The organism is Neorhizobium petrolearium, assembly GCF_029854435.1.
GTDB classification, from domain to species: Bacteria; Pseudomonadota; Alphaproteobacteria; order Rhizobiales; family Rhizobiaceae; genus Neorhizobium; species Neorhizobium petrolearium.
In genome coordinates, this window is the sequence record NZ_CP123000.1 from 1,614,152 (window position 1) to 1,632,377 (window position 18,226).

At 62.0% G+C, this 18,226-nt stretch carries 21 protein-coding genes; 18 read left to right on the forward strand and 3 right to left on the reverse strand.

Going from position 1 to position 18,226, the window contains the following annotated elements; translation table 11 throughout:
• Positions 1 to 24: 24 nt before the first annotated feature.
• Complete coding sequence (locus QEO92_RS08305) at positions 25 to 1,239, reverse strand: NADP-dependent isocitrate dehydrogenase (protein ID WP_227702685.1); 1,215 nt, start codon at positions 1,237 to 1,239, stop codon at positions 25 to 27.
• A gap of 227 nt (positions 1,240 to 1,466) precedes the next feature.
• Between QEO92_RS08305 and QEO92_RS08310 the strand changes: the two genes are divergently transcribed.
• The 12 genes from QEO92_RS08310 to QEO92_RS08365 all read left to right on the forward strand — a co-directional run bounded on the left by QEO92_RS08310 (position 1,467) and on the right by QEO92_RS08365 (position 9,232).
• Positions 1,467 to 1,997, forward strand: coding sequence for a hypothetical protein (locus QEO92_RS08310; RefSeq protein ID WP_037154797.1), 531 nt, complete (start codon positions 1,467 to 1,469; stop codon positions 1,995 to 1,997).
• 91 nt (positions 1,998 to 2,088) lie between these two features.
• Positions 2,089 to 2,919: an RNA methyltransferase gene (locus tag QEO92_RS08315; RefSeq protein WP_227702686.1), complete on the forward strand. Its 831-nt coding sequence runs from the start codon at positions 2,089 to 2,091 to the stop codon at positions 2,917 to 2,919.
• Positions 2,900 to 3,700, forward strand: coding sequence for a glutamate racemase (gene murI, locus QEO92_RS08320; protein WP_227702687.1), 801 nt, complete (start codon positions 2,900 to 2,902; stop codon positions 3,698 to 3,700). The genes QEO92_RS08315 and murI overlap by 20 nt, the downstream gene beginning before the upstream one ends.
• Before the next feature lie 370 nt (positions 3,701 to 4,070).
• Positions 4,071 to 4,307 (forward strand): DUF1127 domain-containing protein, encoded by a 237-nt coding sequence (locus QEO92_RS08325; protein ID WP_037154807.1) that lies wholly within the window; start codon positions 4,071 to 4,073, stop codon positions 4,305 to 4,307.
• Positions 4,308 to 4,368: 61 nt separating this feature from the next.
• Positions 4,369 to 4,812, forward strand: a complete 444-nt coding sequence (locus QEO92_RS08330) for a GNAT family N-acetyltransferase (RefSeq protein WP_227702688.1) — start codon at positions 4,369 to 4,371, stop codon at positions 4,810 to 4,812.
• A gap of 39 nt (positions 4,813 to 4,851) precedes the next feature.
• Entirely contained in the window at positions 4,852 to 5,130 is a 279-nt protein-coding gene (locus tag QEO92_RS08335; protein WP_227702689.1) for a type II toxin-antitoxin system RelE/ParE family toxin, read from the forward strand.
• An 11-nt stretch (positions 5,131 to 5,141) separates the two neighbouring features.
• Positions 5,142 to 5,429 carry a HigA family addiction module antitoxin gene (locus tag QEO92_RS08340; protein WP_037154815.1) on the forward strand — a complete coding sequence of 96 codons (288 nt, stop codon included), beginning with the start codon at positions 5,142 to 5,144 and terminating at the stop codon, positions 5,427 to 5,429.
• Between the two features lie 73 nt (positions 5,430 to 5,502).
• A complete protein-coding gene (locus QEO92_RS08345) occupies positions 5,503 to 6,141 on the forward strand; it encodes a LysE family translocator (RefSeq protein WP_227702690.1) in 639 nt (212 codons plus the stop codon).
• Between the two features lie 22 nt (positions 6,142 to 6,163).
• Positions 6,164 to 6,535, forward strand: coding sequence for a GFA family protein (locus tag QEO92_RS08350; protein ID WP_037154822.1), 372 nt, complete (start codon positions 6,164 to 6,166; stop codon positions 6,533 to 6,535).
• A gap of 9 nt (positions 6,536 to 6,544) precedes the next feature.
• Positions 6,545 to 7,177, forward strand: coding sequence for a LysE family translocator (locus QEO92_RS08355; protein WP_227702691.1), 633 nt, complete (start codon positions 6,545 to 6,547; stop codon positions 7,175 to 7,177).
• 8 nt (positions 7,178 to 7,185) lie between these two features.
• Positions 7,186 to 7,596, forward strand: coding sequence for a VOC family protein (locus QEO92_RS08360; RefSeq protein WP_227702692.1), 411 nt, complete (start codon positions 7,186 to 7,188; stop codon positions 7,594 to 7,596).
• A 118-nt stretch (positions 7,597 to 7,714) separates the two neighbouring features.
• Entirely contained in the window at positions 7,715 to 9,232 is a 1,518-nt protein-coding gene (locus tag QEO92_RS08365) for a helicase HerA domain-containing protein (protein ID WP_227702693.1), read from the forward strand.
• A gap of 5 nt (positions 9,233 to 9,237) precedes the next feature.
• Here QEO92_RS08365 and QEO92_RS08370 read toward each other — a convergent pair whose 3' ends face one another.
• Positions 9,238 to 9,483: a DUF982 domain-containing protein gene (locus tag QEO92_RS08370; protein ID WP_227702694.1), complete on the reverse strand. Its 246-nt coding sequence runs from the start codon at positions 9,481 to 9,483 to the stop codon at positions 9,238 to 9,240.
• A gap of 301 nt (positions 9,484 to 9,784) precedes the next feature.
• Here QEO92_RS08370 and rpsD point away from each other — a divergent pair, with 301 nt between their 5' ends.
• Positions 9,785 to 10,402 (forward strand): 30S ribosomal protein S4, encoded by a 618-nt coding sequence (rpsD, locus tag QEO92_RS08375; protein WP_210058264.1) that lies wholly within the window; start codon positions 9,785 to 9,787, stop codon positions 10,400 to 10,402.
• A gap of 60 nt (positions 10,403 to 10,462) precedes the next feature.
• Here the strand turns inward: rpsD and sthA are convergent, their stop codons facing one another.
• Positions 10,463 to 11,959, reverse strand: a complete 1,497-nt coding sequence (gene sthA, locus QEO92_RS08380; RefSeq protein ID WP_227702695.1) for a Si-specific NAD(P)(+) transhydrogenase — start codon at positions 11,957 to 11,959, stop codon at positions 10,463 to 10,465.
• 215 nt (positions 11,960 to 12,174) lie between these two features.
• On the opposite strand from sthA, the gene QEO92_RS08385 reads away from it, so the two are divergent.
• From QEO92_RS08385 to QEO92_RS08405, 5 genes are all read left to right on the forward strand, one after another.
• A complete protein-coding gene (locus QEO92_RS08385; RefSeq protein ID WP_227702696.1) occupies positions 12,175 to 12,936 on the forward strand; it encodes a FadR/GntR family transcriptional regulator in 762 nt (253 codons plus the stop codon).
• A 67-nt stretch (positions 12,937 to 13,003) separates the two neighbouring features.
• On the forward strand, positions 13,004 to 14,515 hold the full coding sequence (locus tag QEO92_RS08390; protein ID WP_227702697.1) for an ABC transporter substrate-binding protein: 1,512 nt from the start codon (positions 13,004 to 13,006) through the stop codon (positions 14,513 to 14,515).
• A gap of 82 nt (positions 14,516 to 14,597) precedes the next feature.
• The gene (locus QEO92_RS08395; RefSeq protein ID WP_227702698.1) at positions 14,598 to 15,545 is read left to right on the forward strand and encodes an ABC transporter permease; all 948 of its coding nucleotides are present in this window, start codon (positions 14,598 to 14,600) and stop codon (positions 15,543 to 15,545) included.
• The gene (locus QEO92_RS08400; RefSeq protein WP_227702699.1) at positions 15,542 to 16,417 is read left to right on the forward strand and encodes an ABC transporter permease; all 876 of its coding nucleotides are present in this window, start codon (positions 15,542 to 15,544) and stop codon (positions 16,415 to 16,417) included. Before QEO92_RS08395 ends, QEO92_RS08400 begins: the two co-directional genes overlap by 4 nt.
• A 21-nt stretch (positions 16,418 to 16,438) precedes the next feature.
• Positions 16,439 to 18,223 carry a gamma-glutamyltransferase family protein gene (locus QEO92_RS08405; protein WP_227702700.1) on the forward strand — a complete coding sequence of 595 codons (1,785 nt, stop codon included), beginning with the start codon at positions 16,439 to 16,441 and terminating at the stop codon, positions 18,221 to 18,223.
• The last annotated feature ends 3 nt before the right edge of the window (positions 18,224 to 18,226 follow it).

Sequence of the window (18,226 nt, forward strand, 5' to 3'; positions counted from 1 at the left end):
CGATGTCTAGCCGATTTTTGGGGTTTACGCAGCCATGGCTTTCTGGAGGTTCTCGTCGATCTTGTCGAGGAAGGCGGTGGTGGAGAGCCACGGCTGGTCCGGCCCGATGAGGAGCGCGAGATCCTTGGTCATGAAGCCCGACTCGACGGTTGCGACGCAGACTTCTTCGAGCGTCTGGGCGAACCTGGCGAGTTCGGCATTGTCGTCCAGCTTGGCGCGGTGTGCGAGGCCGCGGGTCCAGGCGAAGATCGAGGCGATCGAGTTCGTCGAGGTTTCCTGGCCCTTCTGGTGCTGGCGGTAGTGGCGGGTGACCGTGCCGTGGGCGGCTTCGGCTTCGACCGTCTTGCCGTCCGGGGTGAGCAGCACCGAGGTCATCAGGCCCAGCGAGCCGAAGCCCTGCGCGACCGTGTCGGACTGGACGTCGCCGTCATAGTTCTTGCAGGCCCAGACATAACCGCCGGACCACTTGAGCGCGGAGGCGACCATGTCATCGATCAGGCGGTGCTCGTAGGTGATGCCGACCTTGTCGAACTCAGCCTTGAACTCGGTCTGGTAGACTTCTTCGAAAATATCCTTGAAGCGGCCGTCATAGGCTTTCAGGATGGTGTTCTTGGTGGAGAGATAGACCGGCCACTTGCGCATCAGGCCGTACATCATAGAGGCGCGGGCGAATTCGCGGATCGATTCGTCGAGGTTGTACATGGCCATGGCCACACCGGCACCCGGCGCGTTGAAGACTTCCTTCTCGATGACCTGGCCGTCCTCGCCGACAAACTTGATGGTCAGCTTGCCCTTGCCGGGGAACTTGAAGTCGGTGGCGCGATACTGGTCGCCGAAGGCGTGGCGGCCGACGACGATCGGCTTGGTCCAGCCCGGAACGAGGCGCGGCACGTTCTTGCAGATGATCGGCTCGCGGAAGATGACGCCGCCGAGGATGTTGCGGATCGTGCCGTTCGGGCTCTTCCACATTTCCTTGAGGTTGAATTCCTTTACGCGGGCTTCGTCCGGCGTGATCGTGGCGCACTTGATGCCGACGCCGTGCTTCTTGATGGCGTTGGCGGCGTCGATCGTGACCTGGTCGTTGGTGGCGTCGCGGTTCTCAACCGAGAGGTCGTAATATTCGATGTCGAGATCGAGATAGGGCAGGATCAGCTTGTCCTTGATGAGCTGCCAGATGATGCGGGTCATCTCGTCGCCGTCGAGATCGACGACAGGGTTTGCTACCTTGATCTTTTGCATGGAATTCCTCTTGAGACTAAGGGGGACCGTTGATCCCGACGGGTGGACACCAGTGGGGTGCGCTATAGCATCGCCGGGCCGGAACGCAAAGGCATTCGGCTCGCCGCGCGCGGGTTTTCGCGCGAGAAATCACCGTGTCTTCGCGTTCGCGAAGGATTGCCCTTGCCAAACCACAAACCCGGTTTAATGTCCGCCGGAATCCCTCTCGAACAAATCGGATCATCGCCATGCGGACCTTGCCGCTCGCCATCGTCTTTTCGCTGACCTCCACCTTCGCCATGGCGACTGACGCCGCCGATCCGATTAAGGAGGTGATGAAGGTCACCGAGGACAACTGGAACACCGTCGACAGCGAATGGAAATACATCTTCGATCCGGACCCGCTGGCGCGGCTGTTCAGCAGGAAATTTCAGGGTGCCTATGCGGAAGCCGCCAAGCATCCGGCCTATGAGACCGAGAACAACCAGCCGGGCGATCCCTTCGGCTACGACGTCATCACCAGTTCGCAGGACGGCTGTCCGCTCAAGGATATCACCATGAACTCCGCGCCGGGCGCCAACGGATCAACGGACGTGACGGTCACCTTCAAGATGTGGACCTGTGTCGACGAACCGGAGGTGAAGGACAGCGTCAGCGAAGTGCATTTCGACGTGGTCGAGGAGGATGGCAAGCCGGTCATCGACGATATCCATCGCGTCGCTGACGGCGAGCGGGATTCTCTCATCGAGGAAATGCAGTCGATCGCCAAGGGCGAATGAGGCTTCGACAACGCCCTAACAGCTTTCACCCCCCCTTGCCGATCCGGGTTGCGCTGGTTATTTCCGCACGGACAATCATCGGAAAGGGACCATGTCAGGCACGAACAGCGAGCGCGAACTGATTGCCGAGGGGCCGGCGGTCGTCCTGGTGGAGCCGCAGCTTGGCGAAAATATCGGCATGGTGGCGCGCGCCATGGCCAATTTCGGGCTCGCCGAACTGCGTCTCGTCAACCCGCGCGACGGTTGGCCGAACGAGAAGGCGCGCTCCGCCGCATCGAAGGCAGACCATGTCATCGACGGAACCAAGGTCTATGAAACGCTTGAAGAGGCGATCGGCGACCTGAATTTCGTCTATGCCACGACCGCGCGGGAGCGCTACGGCTTCAAGCCGGTACGCTCGCCGGTGGTCGCGGCCGAGACATTGCGGGCGAAATTCCGGGCCGGCGAAAAGACCGGCATCCTTTTCGGCCGCGAGCGCTGGGGCCTTACCAACGAGGAGGTGGCGCTGGCCGACGAGATCGTCACCTTTCCGGTCAATCCAGCCTTTGCGTCGCTCAACATCGCGCAGGCCGTGCTGCTGATGTCCTATGAGTGGATGAAGTCGGGCATGGAGGACCTGTCCGAAACTCTCTTCCAGCCGGTCGAACAGCGGCCTTCCACAAAGGAACAGATCTTCGGCCTGTTCGAACATCTGGAAGAGGCGCTCGACGCCCGCAACTATTTTCATCCGCCCGCGAAAAAGCCCAAAATGATCGACAATCTCCGCGCCGTCATCTCGCGGCGGGATTTCACGGAACAGGAGATCAGCGTGTTCCGGGGCGTGATCAATTCGCTCGACCGCTTTCCGCGCAGATGGCCGAAACAGCAGACGAAGGCCGGCGAGCCGGGGGAGCAGACGGGGAATGACGGGGACGCGGAATGAATTGAAGCCGGTGCTGATGTTCGATTCGGGCATCGGCGGCCTGACCGTGCTGCGTGAGGCGCGTGTGCTGATGCCGGAGCGCGGCTTCATCTACGTGGCCGACGATGCGGGCTTTCCCTATGGGGGCTGGGAGGAGCCGGCGCTGAAGGAGCGCATTCTCACCCTCTTCGAAAAGCTCCTGAAGGACTATGATCCCGAAGTCTGCGTCATCGCCTGCAACACGGCGTTTACGCTGGCCGGCGCGGACCTTCGCGAAAAATTCCCGGACATGACGTTCGTCGGCACGGTGCCGGCGATCAAGCCGGCGGCGGAACGTACCCGTTCCGGGCTTGTCTCGGTGCTCGCCACGCCGGGTACGGTCAAGCGCGCCTATACGCGCGACCTCATCCAGTCCTTCGCGACGCAATGCCACGTCCGGCTCGTGGGTTCTGAAAACCTGGCCCGCATGGCGGAAGCCTATATCCGCGGCGAGACGATCTCCGACGAAGCGGTGATGGCGGAAATCGCTCCCTGCTTCATCGAAAAGGACGGCAGGAAGACCGATATCGTCGTGCTCGCCTGCACCCACTATCCCTTCATGGCCAATGTCTTCCGGCGGCTGGCTCCCTGGCCGGTCGACTGGCTCGATCCGGCAGAGGCGATCGCAAGACAGGCGCGACGGAAAGTACCGCTCATCGATGGCGCCGAGCATCCGGACAATTCCGACTTCGCCGTCTTCACTTCCGGCAATCCGGATTTCGCGACCCGGCGGCTGATGCAGGGGTTCGGCTTGCGGGCGTAAACGTGCCCGGTTGGTGTTGCTTTCTCGCAACAAATTTGCGAGATTTTTGCAATTCGCGATTGTATCGCTTGCCGAGCGCCGGCGCTCGTGTATCATGGGCGCCATCCGCAATTCGAACTAGGAGGCGTGCAATGAAATCGATTACCGTGTTTGTACGCCTGTTCGGCGGAGCGACCCTCGCGGGGTCGAGCCTTGGCGTGTCTATGCCGGCCGGAATCTGCTTCCGGGCTTGATTATACGCCCGTAATCCGCCTTTCGGCGTTTCCCAAATGAACTGACGTGACCGGCCGACGGGGTTTCCGCGTCTGCCCGACTGCGTCTTTCCCTTCGAGAGGACCTGGCTGCGTGACTGCGCCGGGACGGAAAACCTATGTATAAATCACAATCTTTAGTTGCTGATGCGCTGTCGGCGACGGTCGATGAACTGTACCGGGAACATGGCGTCTGGAAGACGGCGCATGCGCTGGTGATGGCCGCCTGGAGGCGTCGCCGGATGAAGAATCATATCTCCGATCTGTCGAACCGCATGCGCCGCGATATCGGCGTGCCTGAAAGCGAAGACGCGCCCGGGGAAGCCAGGCGTTCCTTCTGGGATGTCCGACTTTGAGAGAAACTGTCGTTCAGCTTCGGCGGTGTGCCCGCCGAAGCTGCTTTCGGCTGGAGGTACAATGACGCTAATCATTCGCAAGCTCACCCTTGCCGACATGCCGGCCGCCGCGCGTGTGCATCGTGCCGCCTTCTACGAGCGGCTGCCCTGGCTCGCCGGCCTGCATACGCCCGAGGAAGATCGCGACTATTGGACTGGCCATCTTCTTCCGGCCTGCGAAATATGGGGCGCTGAGCGGGACGGGACCTTGCTCGCCGTCAACGCTTTTCGCGAGGATTGGATCGACCAGCTTTATATTCTGCCGGAAGCGCAGGGGCAGGGGATCGGCTCGGCGCTTCTGGAGATCGCCAAGGGAGCCTGTCCCGAGCTTTTTCTCTGGACTTTTCAGCGCAACACGCTTGCCCGCCGCTTCTATGAGCGGCACGGCTTTGTGGCCGTGAAGGAAACCGACGGTGCGGCGAACGAGGAGAAGGAGCCGGACGTGCTCTATCGGTGGGTACGCTAGAAGACTTGTATCGCGTTAAGATACACGATACATTGAATCATGATAGTCAGCTTTCGGCATAAAGGACTCGAAGCCTTCTACCATTCGGGTACGACGAAGGGCATTCAGGCGGCCCATGCCGCCAAGTTAGGACGTATCCTGGGCTTGCTCGATGCCGCTGCTGGTCCGGCAGACCTGAATCTGCCTGGCTTCAAGCTTCACCCGCTTAAGGGAGACCTGAAAGGACAATGGTCCATTTGGGTCAATGGAAATTGGCGAGTGACGTTTCGATTTGTTGGCGTCGACATCGAACTGGTCGACTATCAGGATTATCCCTGAAGGAGCTTGTGATGATGAAATTTCCGCCTCACCCTGGCGAACTGCTCCGTGAGGATGTCCTTTTGCCGCTTGATCTGTCGGTGACGGAAGCGGCCAAGCGCCTCGGCATGTCCCGGGTCGCTCTGTCGCGAGTGCTCCACGGTCGGGCTGCTGTCAGTCCCGATCTCGCCGTGCGTCTGGAGCGGGCTGGTGTCAGCACCGCTCGGGCGTGGTTGTCCATGCAGGCCAATTATGATCTGGCGCAGGCACTGATGCGAGAGCAGCCGCCGGTCAGGCCGATCGGCGACGAGGCCGCCTGATCCCAACAAAACACCGCTTGCAAAGCGCAAAATTCGATGGCTTGCTCGCTTTCTCATCGAGAGGATTTTTTGCATGTCGCTTGAACACTGGCTCGCCTTCGTCGCCGCTTCGTCCGTCCTGCTCGCCATCCCTGGCCCGACGATCCTGCTTGTCATTTCCTATGCGCTCAGCCACGGCCGCAATGTCGCCTCGGCCACGGTGGCAGGGGTCGCGCTCGGCGATTTCACCGCGATGACGGCTTCGATGCTCGGCCTCGGCGCGCTGCTTGCGACGTCCGCGGCGCTCTTCACGGTGCTGAAATGGGCGGGGGCCGTTTATCTCATCTATCTCGGCATCAAGCTCTGGCGTGCTCCGGTCTCCGAACGTGCGGCCGATATGGAAGAGGCCGAGGCGCCATCGGCAAAACCTTTCCGCATCTTCCTGCATGCCTATGCGGTGACGGCGCTGAACCCGAAGAGCATCGTCTTCTTCGTGGCTTTCCTGCCGCAGTTCCTGGATCTGACCCAGCCGCTCTTTATGCAGATGGCGATTTTCGAGGTCACGTTCCTGACGCTCGCGACGCTCAACGCCACCCTTTACGGCCTGCTGGCCGCCCTGGCGCGCAATCAGATCCGCAAGCCGAAGATCCAGAGGATCGTCAACCGCACAGGCGGATCGCTGATGATCGGCGCAGGCCTCCTGTCGATCGGCTTCAAGCGCGCCGCCGCCTGAGGAAATCTGGGAGGAGTATCTGATGCTGACCGGACGTTGCCATTGCGGCGGGACCGTTTTCGAAATCGACGGCGAGCTGCCGCAGGCGCTCACCCGCTGCACTTGTTCCCTTTGCTCCAGGCGCGGCACGCTTTACGCCTATTACGAGCCGAAGCAGGTTCGCGTGAAGGCGGATCCCGCAAGCGACAGCGTCTACCGCTGGAATACGAAGCTGGTGGCGCACCATTTCTGCGGCATCTGTGGCTGCACGACCTATAGCGACAGCCCGGATTTCCAGATGGACGGCACCTGGGACGGCAAGACGCGCCGCTTCGGGGTGAACGCGCGTCTGTTCGACGATTTCGACGCCGAGGAATGGCCGCATACGGTCATCGACGGCAAGAATCTCTGGTAGGAGGGAGAGATGGGTGAAGTGACCTTGCTCGCGTTCGCGATCGTCGCCTTCATTGGGATCGCAACGCCCGGACCGACCGTGCTGCTGGCGCTGACCAACGGCTCGCGCTACGGTCTCGGCCGCGCGGTTCCCGGCATGGCGGGTGCCATGCTCTCGGATTTCGTGCTGATCGGTGCGGTAGCGCTCGGTCTCGGCGCGCTGCTTGCCGCCTCGGAATTCTGGTTCACCATCGTCAAATGGCTGGGAGCGGCCTATCTCACCTTCCTCGGTATCATGCTTTTGCGGTCGAAGGGGTCGCTTGACGTTACGGAAGGTACTGCAGCGTCAGGCTCGGGGTCTGCAAGGTCGATTTTCCTGAAAAGCTTTCTCGTCGCTGTCACCAATCCCAAGGGGTATCTCTTTTTCTCGGCCTTCCTGCCGCAGTTCATTACACCGGATGCACCGCAGGTTCCGCAATATGCCATTCTCGCCATCGTTTTTGCTCTGATCGACTTTATGGTCATGTTCGCCTATGCGCTGCTCGGGTCACGGGCCGTGCATCTGCTGAAGCGGAAAGGTGCGCTCTGGCTGGACCGTGCCTGCGGCGGCGCACTTCTGGCGCTTGCCGGTTCGCTTGCGTTCTACCGTCGAGCCGCATCCTGAGGGAGAATATGATGGCAAGCCCGACCAAATCCGTCCGGCCTTTCCTGATGTTCCAGGGCAATAAATGCGAGGAAGCAATCACTTTCTACACCTCGGTTCTGCCCGAAAGCCGGGTAGTCGACATCAAGCATTACGGACCAGGCGAGATGGGAGCGGAAGGCAGCGTGTTTCGCGCCACCTTCGAGCTTGCCGGCCAGAAAGTCGACTGCATCGACAGTCCGGTCAGGCACGCCTTCGATTTCACGCCGTCCTTTTCGTTCTTCGTGGAATGCGGGACGGAGGAGGAACTCGAGCGGCTGGCTGGAGCTCTTGGGGAAGGCGGGTCCTTTCTGATGCCGATCGACAATTACGGCTTCAGCAAAAAGTTCTGCTGGCTGAATGACCGCTTCGGCGTTTCCTGGCAGATCAATTTCGAGTAGCTGCAAAGCCCTGTGCATTTTCGCTCTTGCCCGGCGAAACGAATCCCGATCTCTGTTAAGGCTCAAGAGTCGCGGTCCAGTGAGGAGCCGCGAAGAGACGGCATAAGAGGAAAGTGCATTGCAAGTCGGCATCGATATGGGAATTGTGTCCGGGGGCGATCCGGCCAAGCTCGATATCGAGGAGCTTCTGGCCACCCGCCTGCTCGTGCAGGGCAATTCCGGCTCGGGTAAGTCGCATCTCCTGCGGCGCCTGCTCGAACAATCCGCCCAATGGGTGCAGCAGGTGGTGATCGATCCGGAAGGCGACTTCGTCACTCTTTCCGACAGGTTCGGCCACGTGGTGGTCGATGGAGAACGCACCGAAGCCGAACTTGCCGGCATTGCCAACCGCATCCGCCAGCACCGGGTCTCCTGCGTGCTGACGCTCGAAGGCCTCGACCTCGAGGAGCAGATGCGGGCGGCCGCCGCTTTCCTGAATGGCATGTTCGATGCCGACCGGGAATTCTGGTATCCGGTGCTCGTCGTGGTGGACGAGGCGCAGATGTTTGCGCCTTCCGTCGGCGGCGATGTCTCCGAAGATGCGCGAAAGCTGTCGCTTGGTGCGATGACCAACCTCATGTGCCGCGGCCGCAAGCGGGGGCTCGCCGGTGTCATCGCCACCCAGCGCCTGGCGAAGCTTGCCAAGAATGTTGCCGCGGAAGCTTCGAACTTCCTGATGGGCCGCACCTTCCTCGATATCGACATGGCGCGCGCCGCCGACCTTCTGGGCATGGACCGCCGCCAGGCTGAAATGTTCCGGGATTTGAAGCGCGGCAATTTCGTCGCCCTCGGCCCGGCGCTCTCGCGGCGGCCGCTGCCGATCGTGATCGGCGCGGTCGAAACGTCGGCCCGCTCGTCGAGCCCGAAGCTGATGCCGCTGCCGGACGCGCCGCAGGACGTCGAGGATCTGATCTTCACGCCCGACCCGGAAGAATTTGCCCGGCCGATCGTGGTGCGCCGGGCAACGCCTGCGCCGCGCCCGACGACGGATATCCTTGCCGAACTTTCCCGCTCCATGCCGGCCGCTTCGTCCGCGCCGCAGGAGCCGCGCGCCGCCCAGCAGGAGATATCGCCGGAAGAGCGCGAGGAACGGCTTTCCGCCGTGCTCTCGGAAATCCTCGACGATCCGCAATCGGGTTACCGGACCGATTCGGTGCTCTACCAGGATTTCCTGGTGCGCGCCCGCATGCGGCGTCTGCCAGGGCCACCGCTGTCGCTTTCGGAATTCCGCCGCCGGGCGGCGATCGCCCGCTCGGGCGTCGATGCCGAGACCGCCGCGGGCGAGGCCTGGGCCACGGCGGTGTCCCTGTCGGCCGGTGTTTCCGACGACCTGCAGGGTGTTTTCCTGATGATGGCGAAGGCAGCGATTACGGGCGAGCCATGCCCGTCGGATGCCCGGATCGCACGGGCCTACGGCACCCATTCGGCCCGCCGTGCGCGGCGTCTGCTCGGTTACTTCGAGGAGCAGGGTCTGATCGTCGTCCACACGGATTTTTCGGGAAAACGCGTCGTCGCCTTCCCGGATCTGCAGGCGGAAACCGCGCCCGGCAATGCAGATGCGGCGGACGAGGGCGAGGCGAGAGCCGCAGCCGAATAGAGATCTTACTGAATGTGGAAATGCGCTTCCACGGCAGCGGCGATGAAGGCTCGGCGCGCTTCCGTGGGATCGGATTTTCCCTTCAGGGCATCGTCGCAGGCCTGTTCGGCCCGATGATGCTGGCTGCCGTGATGGGCGGGCCAGAAGCGGTCCAGCACGGTCTTTGCCTGTCGTACGGTCTTGACAGCGCGGATGATGCCGGTTTCGGGATCCTCGACTCTCAGCGGGCTGGTCCAGTTTGTGCGTCTCATGACACATTACCTCCCTCAAATATGAGATGGGTTGAAGATTCGAAGAGTCAAACCGACCTTGGAAACAGCCTTGCTGAGAGGTTAAGGAACCGCTGCTGTTGACATTTCCATGACATCCGCCTAAAGACCCCGCCAGCACCGGGTGGCAACGCCCGGTGTTTCATTTGACATGTCCCGTGGTTGTCTCCGATCGCTTTCGTGAGAAACCTGTCAGAGCTTCTCGATCGAGGCTCAGAGGAGGGCGTGTTTCCTTGATCCGGTTTGGCAACAAACCGGTGTAACCTGTTGAGAAGGAAATGCGATGAGCAAGCGCGAATCGTCCAAGTACAAAATCGACCGCCGTATGGGCGAAAATATCTGGGGCCGTCCGAAGTCCCCGGTCAACCGCCGCGAATACGGCCCGGGCCAGCACGGCCAGCGCCGCAAGGGCAAGCTTTCCGACTTCGGCGTGCAGTTGCGCGCCAAGCAGAAGCTGAAGGGCTATTACGGCGACATCCGCGAGAAGCAGTTCCGCGCCACCTACGACGAAGCCAACCGCCGCAAGGGCGACACGTCCGAGAACCTGATCGGCCTTCTGGAATCGCGCCTCGACGCCATCGTCTACCGCGCCAAGTTCGTGCCGACGGTTTTCGCGGCCCGCCAGTTCGTCAACCACGGCCATGTGACCGTCAACGGCGTTCGCGTCAACATCGGCTCCTACCGTTGCAAGGCCGGTGACGTGATCGAAGTCCGCCAGAAGTCGAAGCAGCTCGTTTCGGTTCTGGAAGCGGTAAGCCTCGCTGAGCGCGACGTTCCGGACTATATCGAAGCCGACCACAACAAGATGACGGCAACCTTCGTCCGCGTTCCGAGCCTTTCCGACGTGCCGTATCCGGTCATCATGGAACCGCATCTGGTCGTCGAATTCTATTCGCGTTGATCCTGACGAAAATGGCCCCGGAAGGGGCCATTTTCATATCGAGGCTCCGGGAAAGCCGCTTCATTTCGAGGCGGCTTTTTTCTTTTCCGTCGTTGCGGTTTCGGCCCCCGTCACGGTCGTTGCCGTGTCGAGCGGCTGGGCGGTTGCGATCGGTGCTTCCTTCGGCAGTTCGCCCATGCGGTTCCAGGCGTCGAGGCCGGCGATCTTGTAGGCTTCGGCGAGCGTGGGATAGTTGAACGTGTTCTCGACGAAATATTCCACCGTGCCTTTGAGGTTCAGTACGGCCTGGCCGATATGGACGAGCTCGGTGGCGCCTTCGCCGACGATATGCACGCCCAGCAGGCGGCGGGTCTTCAGCGAGAAGATGAGCTTCAGAAGGCCGGTGTCGAGGCCCATGATATGGCCGCGCGAGGTTTCGCGGAAACGGGCGATGCCGCATTCGTAAGGGATGCCGCGCTCCTTCATCTCCTCTTCGGTCAAGCCGCAGGTGGAGATTTCCGGCACCGCATAGATGCCGTAGGGGAAATATTTCTGCGGCTCCTTGGCTATCGCGCCGACGGCGACACGGGCGGCGATGCGGCCCTGTTCCATCGAGGTCGAGGCAAGGCTTGGGAAGCCGACGACGTCGCCGGCCGCATAGATGCCCGGAACGTTGGTTTCAAAAGTCTCGGGGTTCACCCTCAAACGTCCGCGGCTGTCGGCTTCCAGGCCGGCGGCAGCGAGATTCAGAGTATCGGTGGCACCCATGCGGCCCGCGGCGAAAAGCACCATGTCGGTGACGATGCGGCGGCCGCTGTCGACCGTCACCGAGACCTTGCCGTCGGGCAGGCGCTCCACCTTCTCGGCTTTCTGGCCGAGCAGGAGCTTCATGTTGCGGTCGCGGAGCTGATAGGTGAAGTCTTCGACGATCTCCTTGTCGATGAAGTCGAGCATGGTCGATTTGGGATCGATGACCGTGACGGCGGTATCGAGTGCGCTGAAGATCGTCGCATACTCAATGCCGATGACGCCCGCGCCAATCACCACCATGGATCGCGGGAGCTCTTCGATTTCCAGAAGCTCGTCGCTGTCTAGGACCGTCTTGCCGTCGAAGGGTATGTAGTCGGGCCGGAAGGGCCGCGTGCCGACGGCCAGCAGGATCGACTTGCCGGTGACGTGCATGATATCGCCGTCGTCCTTGACGATGGCCAATGTCTCGTTCGTCGCGAAACTGGCCTTGCCGCGAATGTGCTGGACCCGGTTGCGCGCGAACTGATGCTCCAGGACCTCGACCTCGTGATCGAGCGTGATCAGGAGGCGGCGGCGCAGGTCCTCCGCGCTGATTTCCTCCTTGACGCGATAGGCGCGTCCGTAGAAGCCGCGCTCGCGCCAGCCGGACAGGTTGAGAGCCGTTTCGCGAAGCGTCTTCGACGGAATGGTGCCGGTATGGACGGAGACGCCGCCAACCCGGCGGCCTTGCTCGATGACAAGCACCTTCCTGTCGAGTTTGGCTGCCTGGATGGCCGCCCGGCGGCCTGCCGGACCGCTGCCGACGACGATGAGGTCGTATTGGTTCATGGATTACTCCGCTTCGAAACTCCGGCTGCCGCACTGCGGCAGCGCTCACGATTCCGTTTGTAACCACCTATTCTAAAGTTTTGATTGCGGCGCGTCCAAGCCTCGATTCCGACCTTTCTGCACAAATTTTGTGCGCTGCAAAAATTGATGAAAAAGTGTCTTGACTGGGCACGCGAAATGCCATCCACTTGAACCAATCAAGAATTGGTACAAAAATGGTTCAGGGGAAAACGAGCGAGGCTCACGACAATTCGAACTATGCGCTTGATCGCCTGAGGGAGCTTATGGCTGCCGGGGAATTCGGCGCTGAGGGACGTCTGCCGACCGAGCGGGCATTGGCCGAGATGCTCGGGATCAGCCGCCGCGCGGTGCGCCGAGCGCTCGAAGTGCTGGAGGCCGAGGGGTTGATCTGGCGCCGCCAGGGCTCGGGAACGTTCATCGGCGAGCGGCCCGCCCGCTGGAGCGAACATCTCGGCGATCTCGTCGCCGGCACCGATTTCATGGAAATCATGGAAGTCCGGTTGAGGATCGAGCCGCAGCTTGCCCAGCTTGCTGCCATGCGCGCCAAGCCCCGCGACGTGGAGAAGATGCGCGATCTTGCCCGCAAGATCGCCGAGAGCACTGACGCGGATTCAAAGGAACTTTGGGACGGCGCGTTTCACCGCCAGATCGCGCAGGCGGCCGGCAACCAGCTCTTCCTGTCGATTTTCGACCTCATCAACCGTGTTCGCCAGGACGAGGCCTGGCAGGCGATCCGGGAGCGGGCGCGTGCCAGCAACCGCCGACAGGGCGCCATCCATATCCAGCATGCCGGCATCATCGATGCGATCGAGGCACGGGACCCGGCGCGAGCCGGGGAGGCGATGCGCGAACATCTTCTCGGGCTCCAGGAGGTGCTGATCCGTGCGACCTCCGTCGATCACGGGGGCGCGGAGACTGCCCCGGAGGATTTGAAGACAAGGAACGCGACTGCATGAGAAGCCGGCAGCCAAGCCGGACAGCAGAAAAACAGGAACCAGAGAACCAAAAGAGAGGAATGACCATATGAAACGACTTGCCAAGCTGACGACAGCGTTGCTTGCTGGCGCGCTGTTTGCCCTTCCGGCCATGTCCGCCGAACTCCGTATCGGTCTGCAGGACGATGCGGATGTTCTCGACCCGGCCCAGTCCCGCACCTTCGTGGGCCGCATCGTCTACACCGCCATGTGCGACAAGCTGGTCGATGTCTCCCCGGATCTGAAAATCGTTCCGCAGCTTGCGACCGAATGGAATTGGTCCGCCGACGGCAAGGAACTGACGATGAAGATCCGCGAGGGCGTCAAGTTCCATGACGAAACGCCGCTCGATGCGGCCGCCGTGGTCGCCACGATCGAACGCAACATGACGCTGCCCGAATCCCGACGCAAGAGCGAGCTCTCCTCGGTGGAAAAGGTCGAGGCGACCGGCCCGCTGGAAGTCAAGTTTACGCTGAAGGCTCCGGACGTGACGCTGCTCGCCCAGCTTTCCGACCGCGCCGGCATGATCGTTTCGCCGACGGCGGCCAAGGAACTCGGCGCCAACTTCGGTTCCAAGCCTGCCTGCGCCGGCCCGTTCAAATTCGTCGAGCGCGTCCAGCAGGACCGCATCGTACTCGAAAAGTTCGCCGATTACTGGGACAAGGACAAGGTCTTCATCGACAAGGTCACCTACCTTCCGATCCCGGATACGACCGTCCGCCTCGCCAACCTGCGTTCCGGCGACCTCGATTTCATCGAGCGTCTGGCGCCGACGGATGTTGCGTCAGTCAAGGGGGATTCCGGCCTGAAATATGATGCCGTCGTCAACATCGGCTACATGGCGCTTTATGCGAACATCGGCAACGGCCCGCGCGCCGACAATCCGTTCGGCAAGGACAAGCGCCTGCGCCAGGCCTTCTCGCTGGCGATTGATCGCGATGCCCTGACCCAGATCGTCTATGAAGGCACGGCCGTCGGCGGCAACCAGCCTTTCCCGCCGAACAGCCCGTGGTTCAACAAAGCGATTCCGGTCCCGGCGCGCGATGTCGAAAAGGCCAAGGCCTTGATCAAGGAAGCCGGCTTCGACCGTGTGCCGATCGAGATGCAGATTCCGAACAACCCGGTCGCCCAGCAGATGATGCAGATCGTCCAGTCGATGGTGGCGGAAGCCGGTTTCGACGTCAGCCTGAAGTCGACGGAATTTGCGACCCTGCTCGACGAGCAGACCCGTGGCAACTACCAGCTCAGCCGCTCCGACTGGTCCGGCCGCGTCGATCCCGACGGCAACATCCATCAGTTCGTCACCTGCAAGGGCGGCATCAACGATACCAAATACTGCAACCCGGAAGTCGACAAGTTGCTCAACGAGGCGCGCGCCTCGACCGACGATGCGATCCGCAAGGAGAAGTACGACGCGGCGACCGCCATCCTGAACGACGAACTGCCGGTCATCTATCTCGGCCACCAGTCGTGGATCTGGGCTTACAAGAACAGCGTCAGCGGCTTTGTGCCGAGCCCGGACGGGATGATCCGCCTGCAAGGCGTCAAGAAGGAAGGCTGATCTGCCGGTGCCGCGCGGGGATCCCCGTGCGGCATCTTTCCCTCGCACCTTTGAACCGCATACTTCAACAAGGGACGGCATCATGCCTGTCTATATTGGAAAGCGTCTGCTGGTCGCCATCCCGACCCTGCTGATCATCTCCGTCTTCGTCTTTTCGCTGCAGAAGCTCTTGCCCGGCGATCCGATTCTCGCCATGGCCGGGGAGGAGCGTGATCCGGCGGTGATCGAATTCCTGCGCGAGAAATACCATCTGAACGATCCCGTGCCGGTGCAATATGTCCGCTGGCTCGGCGGCATCGTGCAGGGCGATTTCGGCATTTCACTGAGGACCAATCAACCGGTGCTCGAACTCATCCTGCAGAAGTTGCCGGTGACCATTCAGCTTGCTGTCATGTCGATGATCATCGCCTTCGTGATCGGCATACCGACCGGCATCCTGGCCGCCGTCAAGAAGAATACGGCCCTCGACTATATCGCGAACATCTTCGCGCTTTCCGGGCTGTCGATCCCGAATTTCTGGCTCGGAATCATGCTGATCCTGCTGATTTCGGTCAATCTCGGCTGGTTGCCGGCCTCCGGCTACGAGTCGATTTTTGTTGACCCCGTGCGCTCCCTGCAGACCATGATCATGCCGGCCTTTGTGCTCGGCACCGCGCTCGCAGCCCAGCTCATGCGCCACACGCGCTCCGCCATGGTGGGCGTCATGAGCGCGGATTATATCCGCACCGCCCGCGCCAAGGGGCTTTCGCCCCGCGAGGTCGTCCTGAGCCACAGTTTCCGCAACGCGCTGCTTCCCGTCGTCACGCTCTCGGCGCTGCTTTTCGGCGAGCTGCTTGCTGGCGCGGTCCTGACAGAACAGATCTTCACCATTCCGGGTTTCGGCAAGCTGATCGTCGATGCCGTCTTCAACCGCGACTATGCGGTGGTGCAGGGCGTCGTGCTGTGCACGGCCGCTGGCTTCATCCTCATGAATCTCATCGCGGACGTTCTCTACGTTCTGCTCAATCCGCGTCTGAGGGCAGCCCTATGACCACGATCGATCAAGTGCCGTCCATAACGGTGGCAAAGCGCGGGGAAAGCCGCGCCTGGCGCAAGATGACGCGAAACAGAAGCGCACTCGTCGGCGCGGCAATCGTTCTTTTCTTCGCCATTCTGGCGGTCGCCGCGCCGATCCTGCCGATCATCGATCCGATCGCCACGAGCTGGTCGGCGATCCGCAAGGCGCCGTCCGCGGCGTACTGGCTCGGCACCGACGATCTTGGCCGCGATATTCTCTCCCGGATGATCTGGGGTGCGCAGGCATCGCTGATGGCCGGCGTCGTCTCGGTGGCGATCGCCGTCGTGATCGGCGTGCCCTTCGGCCTCGTTTCCGGTTATTTCGGCGGCTGGGTGGATATGGTGATCTCGCGCATCACCGAGGCGCTGCTCGCCATGCCGTTCCTGATCATGGCGATCGCGCTCGCCGCCTTCCTGGGGCCGAGCCTGATGAACGCGATGATCGCCATCGGGCTTTCGGCCATGCCGATCTTCGTGCGGCTGACCCGTGGCCAGGTGCTTGCGGTAAAGACGGAAGATTATGTCGAAGGCGCGCGTGCCGTCGGCCTGAACCATGTGGAGATCATGGTTCGTTACATCCTGCCGAACGTCTTCGCACCGATCATCGTGCAGGCGACGCTGACGGTGGCGACCGCCATCATCGCCGAGGCCAGCCTGTCCTTCCTCGGCCTCGGCCAGCAGCCGCCGGCGCCCTCCTGGGGCTCGATGCTGAACGTCGCCAAGAATTTTCTCACCCAGGCGCCGTGGATGGCGATGTGGCCGGGCGCGGCGATCTTCCTCGTGGTGATCGGCTTCAATCTGCTCGGCGACGGCCTGCGCGACGCGCTCGACCCGCGCGAATCCTGATTTGAAAGGAATATCGATATTATGACTGAATTCACCACAAGGCCCGAGATTCTCGGCACGTTCGGCGTCGTCACCTCCACCCACTGGATTGCATCCGCCGTCGGCATGGCGATCCTGGAAAAGGGCGGCAATGCCTTCGATGCGGCGGTTGCGACCGGCTTCGTGCTGCAGATCGTCGAGCCGCATCTCTGCGGTCCGGGCGGTGACATGCCGGCCGTCTTCTACTCGAAAAAGAATGACAAGGTCGAGGTCATCTGCGCGCAAGGGCCGGCGCCGGCCGGCGCGACGATCGAGCACTATACGTCGGAAGGCCTGACGCTGATCCCCGGCGACGGCCTGCTCGCGACCGTCATTCCGGGCGCCTTCGACGGCTGGATGCTGATGCTGCGCGACTACGGCACGATGAGCATTCGCGAAGTGCTGGAGCCGGCGATCTATTACGCCGAGAACGGCCATCCGGTGCTTGCCCGTGTTTCCGCCACCATCAAGGGGCTTGCCGGCTTCTTCGAGAAGGAATGGCCGACCTCCTACGCGACCTGGTTGCCGGGCGGCGCCGCACCCGAGCCGCAGGCGAATTTCAGGAACCCGGTTCTCGCCGAAACCTGGAAGCGGATCATTGCCGAGGCCGAGGCGAAGACCGGCCGCGAAAACCAGATCGAGGCTGCCCGCGACGCCTTCTATCGCGGCTTCGTGGCGGAGGCGATCGACAAGTATGTGAGCACCACCGCGGTCATGGATGCAAGCGGCGCCAGGCATAAGGGCGTTCTCAACGCCGACGACATGGCGAACTGGAGTGCCACCATCGAGGCACCGCAGACCTACGACTACCACGACTGGACGGTCGCCAAGACGCCGGCGTGGGGTCAGGGCCCAGTGCTGCTTCAGTCCCTGGCGCTGCTGAAGGGGTTCGACCTGTCGACGATGGACCCGACGGGCCCGGACTTCGTGCATGTCGTCGTCGAAGCCATGAAGCTCGCCTATGCCGACCGCGAGGTCTATTACGGCGATCCGGAATTCGCGCAGATCCCGACCGAATACCTGCTGTCGGAAGGCTACAACGCCGAGCGCCGCAAGCTGATCACCAAGGAAGCCTCGCTTGAACTCCGCCCCGGCCGCGTGCCGGGTTACGACAACCAGTTCGACCTGACGATGGCGATGCTGGCGCAAGTAAGCGGCAAGGGGGCGGTTTACGAGCCGACCATGTCGCACCTCACCGAGAAGCGCGGCGACACGGTGCATATCGACGTCATCGATCGATGGGGCAACATGGTCTCGACCACGCCGTCCGGTGGCTGGCTGCAGTCTTCGCCGATCGTGCCCGGCCTTGGTTTCGCACTGAATTCGCGTGCCCAGATGTTCTGGTTGAAGCCCGGCCTGCCGACCTCGCTCGCACCGGGCAAGCGGCCGCGCACCACGCTGACGCCATCGCTTGCGCTGCATCAGGGCCGGCCGACGCTGGTTTTCGGCACGCCCGGCGGAGACCAGCAGGACCAGTGGCAACTGCCGTTCTTCCTGCGCTACGTCCACTACAAGAAGAACCTGCAGGCTGCGATCGACATGCCGCTCTTCCACACGACGCATTTCCCTGGCTCCTTCTATCCGCGCACCAGTGAGCCCGGGAACATTATGGTGGAAAGCAATATCGGCGCCGAGGTCCTGGACGAACTGCGCCGCCGCGGTCATCAGGTGACGGTGGCCGATCCCTGGAGCGTCGGCCGCCTGACCGCCGCCCGCCGCGATGCGGACGGCCTGATGCGGGCGGCGGCGACGCCGCGCCTGATGCAGGCCTATGCGGTAGGGAGGTAGTCC

Bases quoted from the DNA above. Each gene is read 5' to 3' on its own strand.
- QEO92_RS08350 (WP_037154822.1), top strand. From the start codon at position 6,164: ATGCTGACCGGACGTTGCCATTGCGGCGGGACCGTTTTCGAAATCGAC.
- QEO92_RS08330 (WP_227702688.1), top strand. From the start codon at position 4,369: ATGACGCTAATCATTCGCAAGCTCACCCTTGCCGACATGCCGGCCGCC.
- murI (WP_227702687.1), top strand. From the start codon at position 2,900: ATGACGGGGACGCGGAATGAATTGAAGCCGGTGCTGATGTTCGATTCG.
- QEO92_RS08385 (WP_227702696.1), top strand. From the start codon at position 12,175: ATGGTTCAGGGGAAAACGAGCGAGGCTCACGACAATTCGAACTATGCG.
- QEO92_RS08370 (WP_227702694.1), bottom strand. From the start codon at position 9,483: ATGAGACGCACAAACTGGACCAGCCCGCTGAGAGTCGAGGATCCCGAA.
- rpsD (WP_210058264.1), top strand. From the start codon at position 9,785: ATGAGCAAGCGCGAATCGTCCAAGTACAAAATCGACCGCCGTATGGGC.
- QEO92_RS08395 (WP_227702698.1), top strand. From the start codon at position 14,598: ATGCCTGTCTATATTGGAAAGCGTCTGCTGGTCGCCATCCCGACCCTG.
- QEO92_RS08305 (WP_227702685.1), bottom strand. From the start codon at position 1,239: ATGCAAAAGATCAAGGTAGCAAACCCTGTCGTCGATCTCGACGGCGAC.
- QEO92_RS08310 (WP_037154797.1), top strand. From the start codon at position 1,467: ATGCGGACCTTGCCGCTCGCCATCGTCTTTTCGCTGACCTCCACCTTC.
- QEO92_RS08325 (WP_037154807.1), top strand. From the start codon at position 4,071: ATGTATAAATCACAATCTTTAGTTGCTGATGCGCTGTCGGCGACGGTC.
- QEO92_RS08345 (WP_227702690.1), top strand. From the start codon at position 5,503: ATGTCGCTTGAACACTGGCTCGCCTTCGTCGCCGCTTCGTCCGTCCTG.
- QEO92_RS08335 (WP_227702689.1), top strand. From the start codon at position 4,852: ATGATAGTCAGCTTTCGGCATAAAGGACTCGAAGCCTTCTACCATTCG.
- QEO92_RS08405 (WP_227702700.1), top strand. From the start codon at position 16,439: ATGACTGAATTCACCACAAGGCCCGAGATTCTCGGCACGTTCGGCGTC.
- QEO92_RS08400 (WP_227702699.1), top strand. From the start codon at position 15,542: ATGACCACGATCGATCAAGTGCCGTCCATAACGGTGGCAAAGCGCGGG.
- QEO92_RS08340 (WP_037154815.1), top strand. From the start codon at position 5,142: ATGATGAAATTTCCGCCTCACCCTGGCGAACTGCTCCGTGAGGATGTC.
- sthA (WP_227702695.1), bottom strand. From the start codon at position 11,959: ATGAACCAATACGACCTCATCGTCGTCGGCAGCGGTCCGGCAGGCCGC.
- QEO92_RS08360 (WP_227702692.1), top strand. From the start codon at position 7,186: ATGATGGCAAGCCCGACCAAATCCGTCCGGCCTTTCCTGATGTTCCAG.
- QEO92_RS08315 (WP_227702686.1), top strand. From the start codon at position 2,089: ATGTCAGGCACGAACAGCGAGCGCGAACTGATTGCCGAGGGGCCGGCG.
- QEO92_RS08355 (WP_227702691.1), top strand. From the start codon at position 6,545: ATGGGTGAAGTGACCTTGCTCGCGTTCGCGATCGTCGCCTTCATTGGG.
- QEO92_RS08390 (WP_227702697.1), top strand. From the start codon at position 13,004: ATGAAACGACTTGCCAAGCTGACGACAGCGTTGCTTGCTGGCGCGCTG.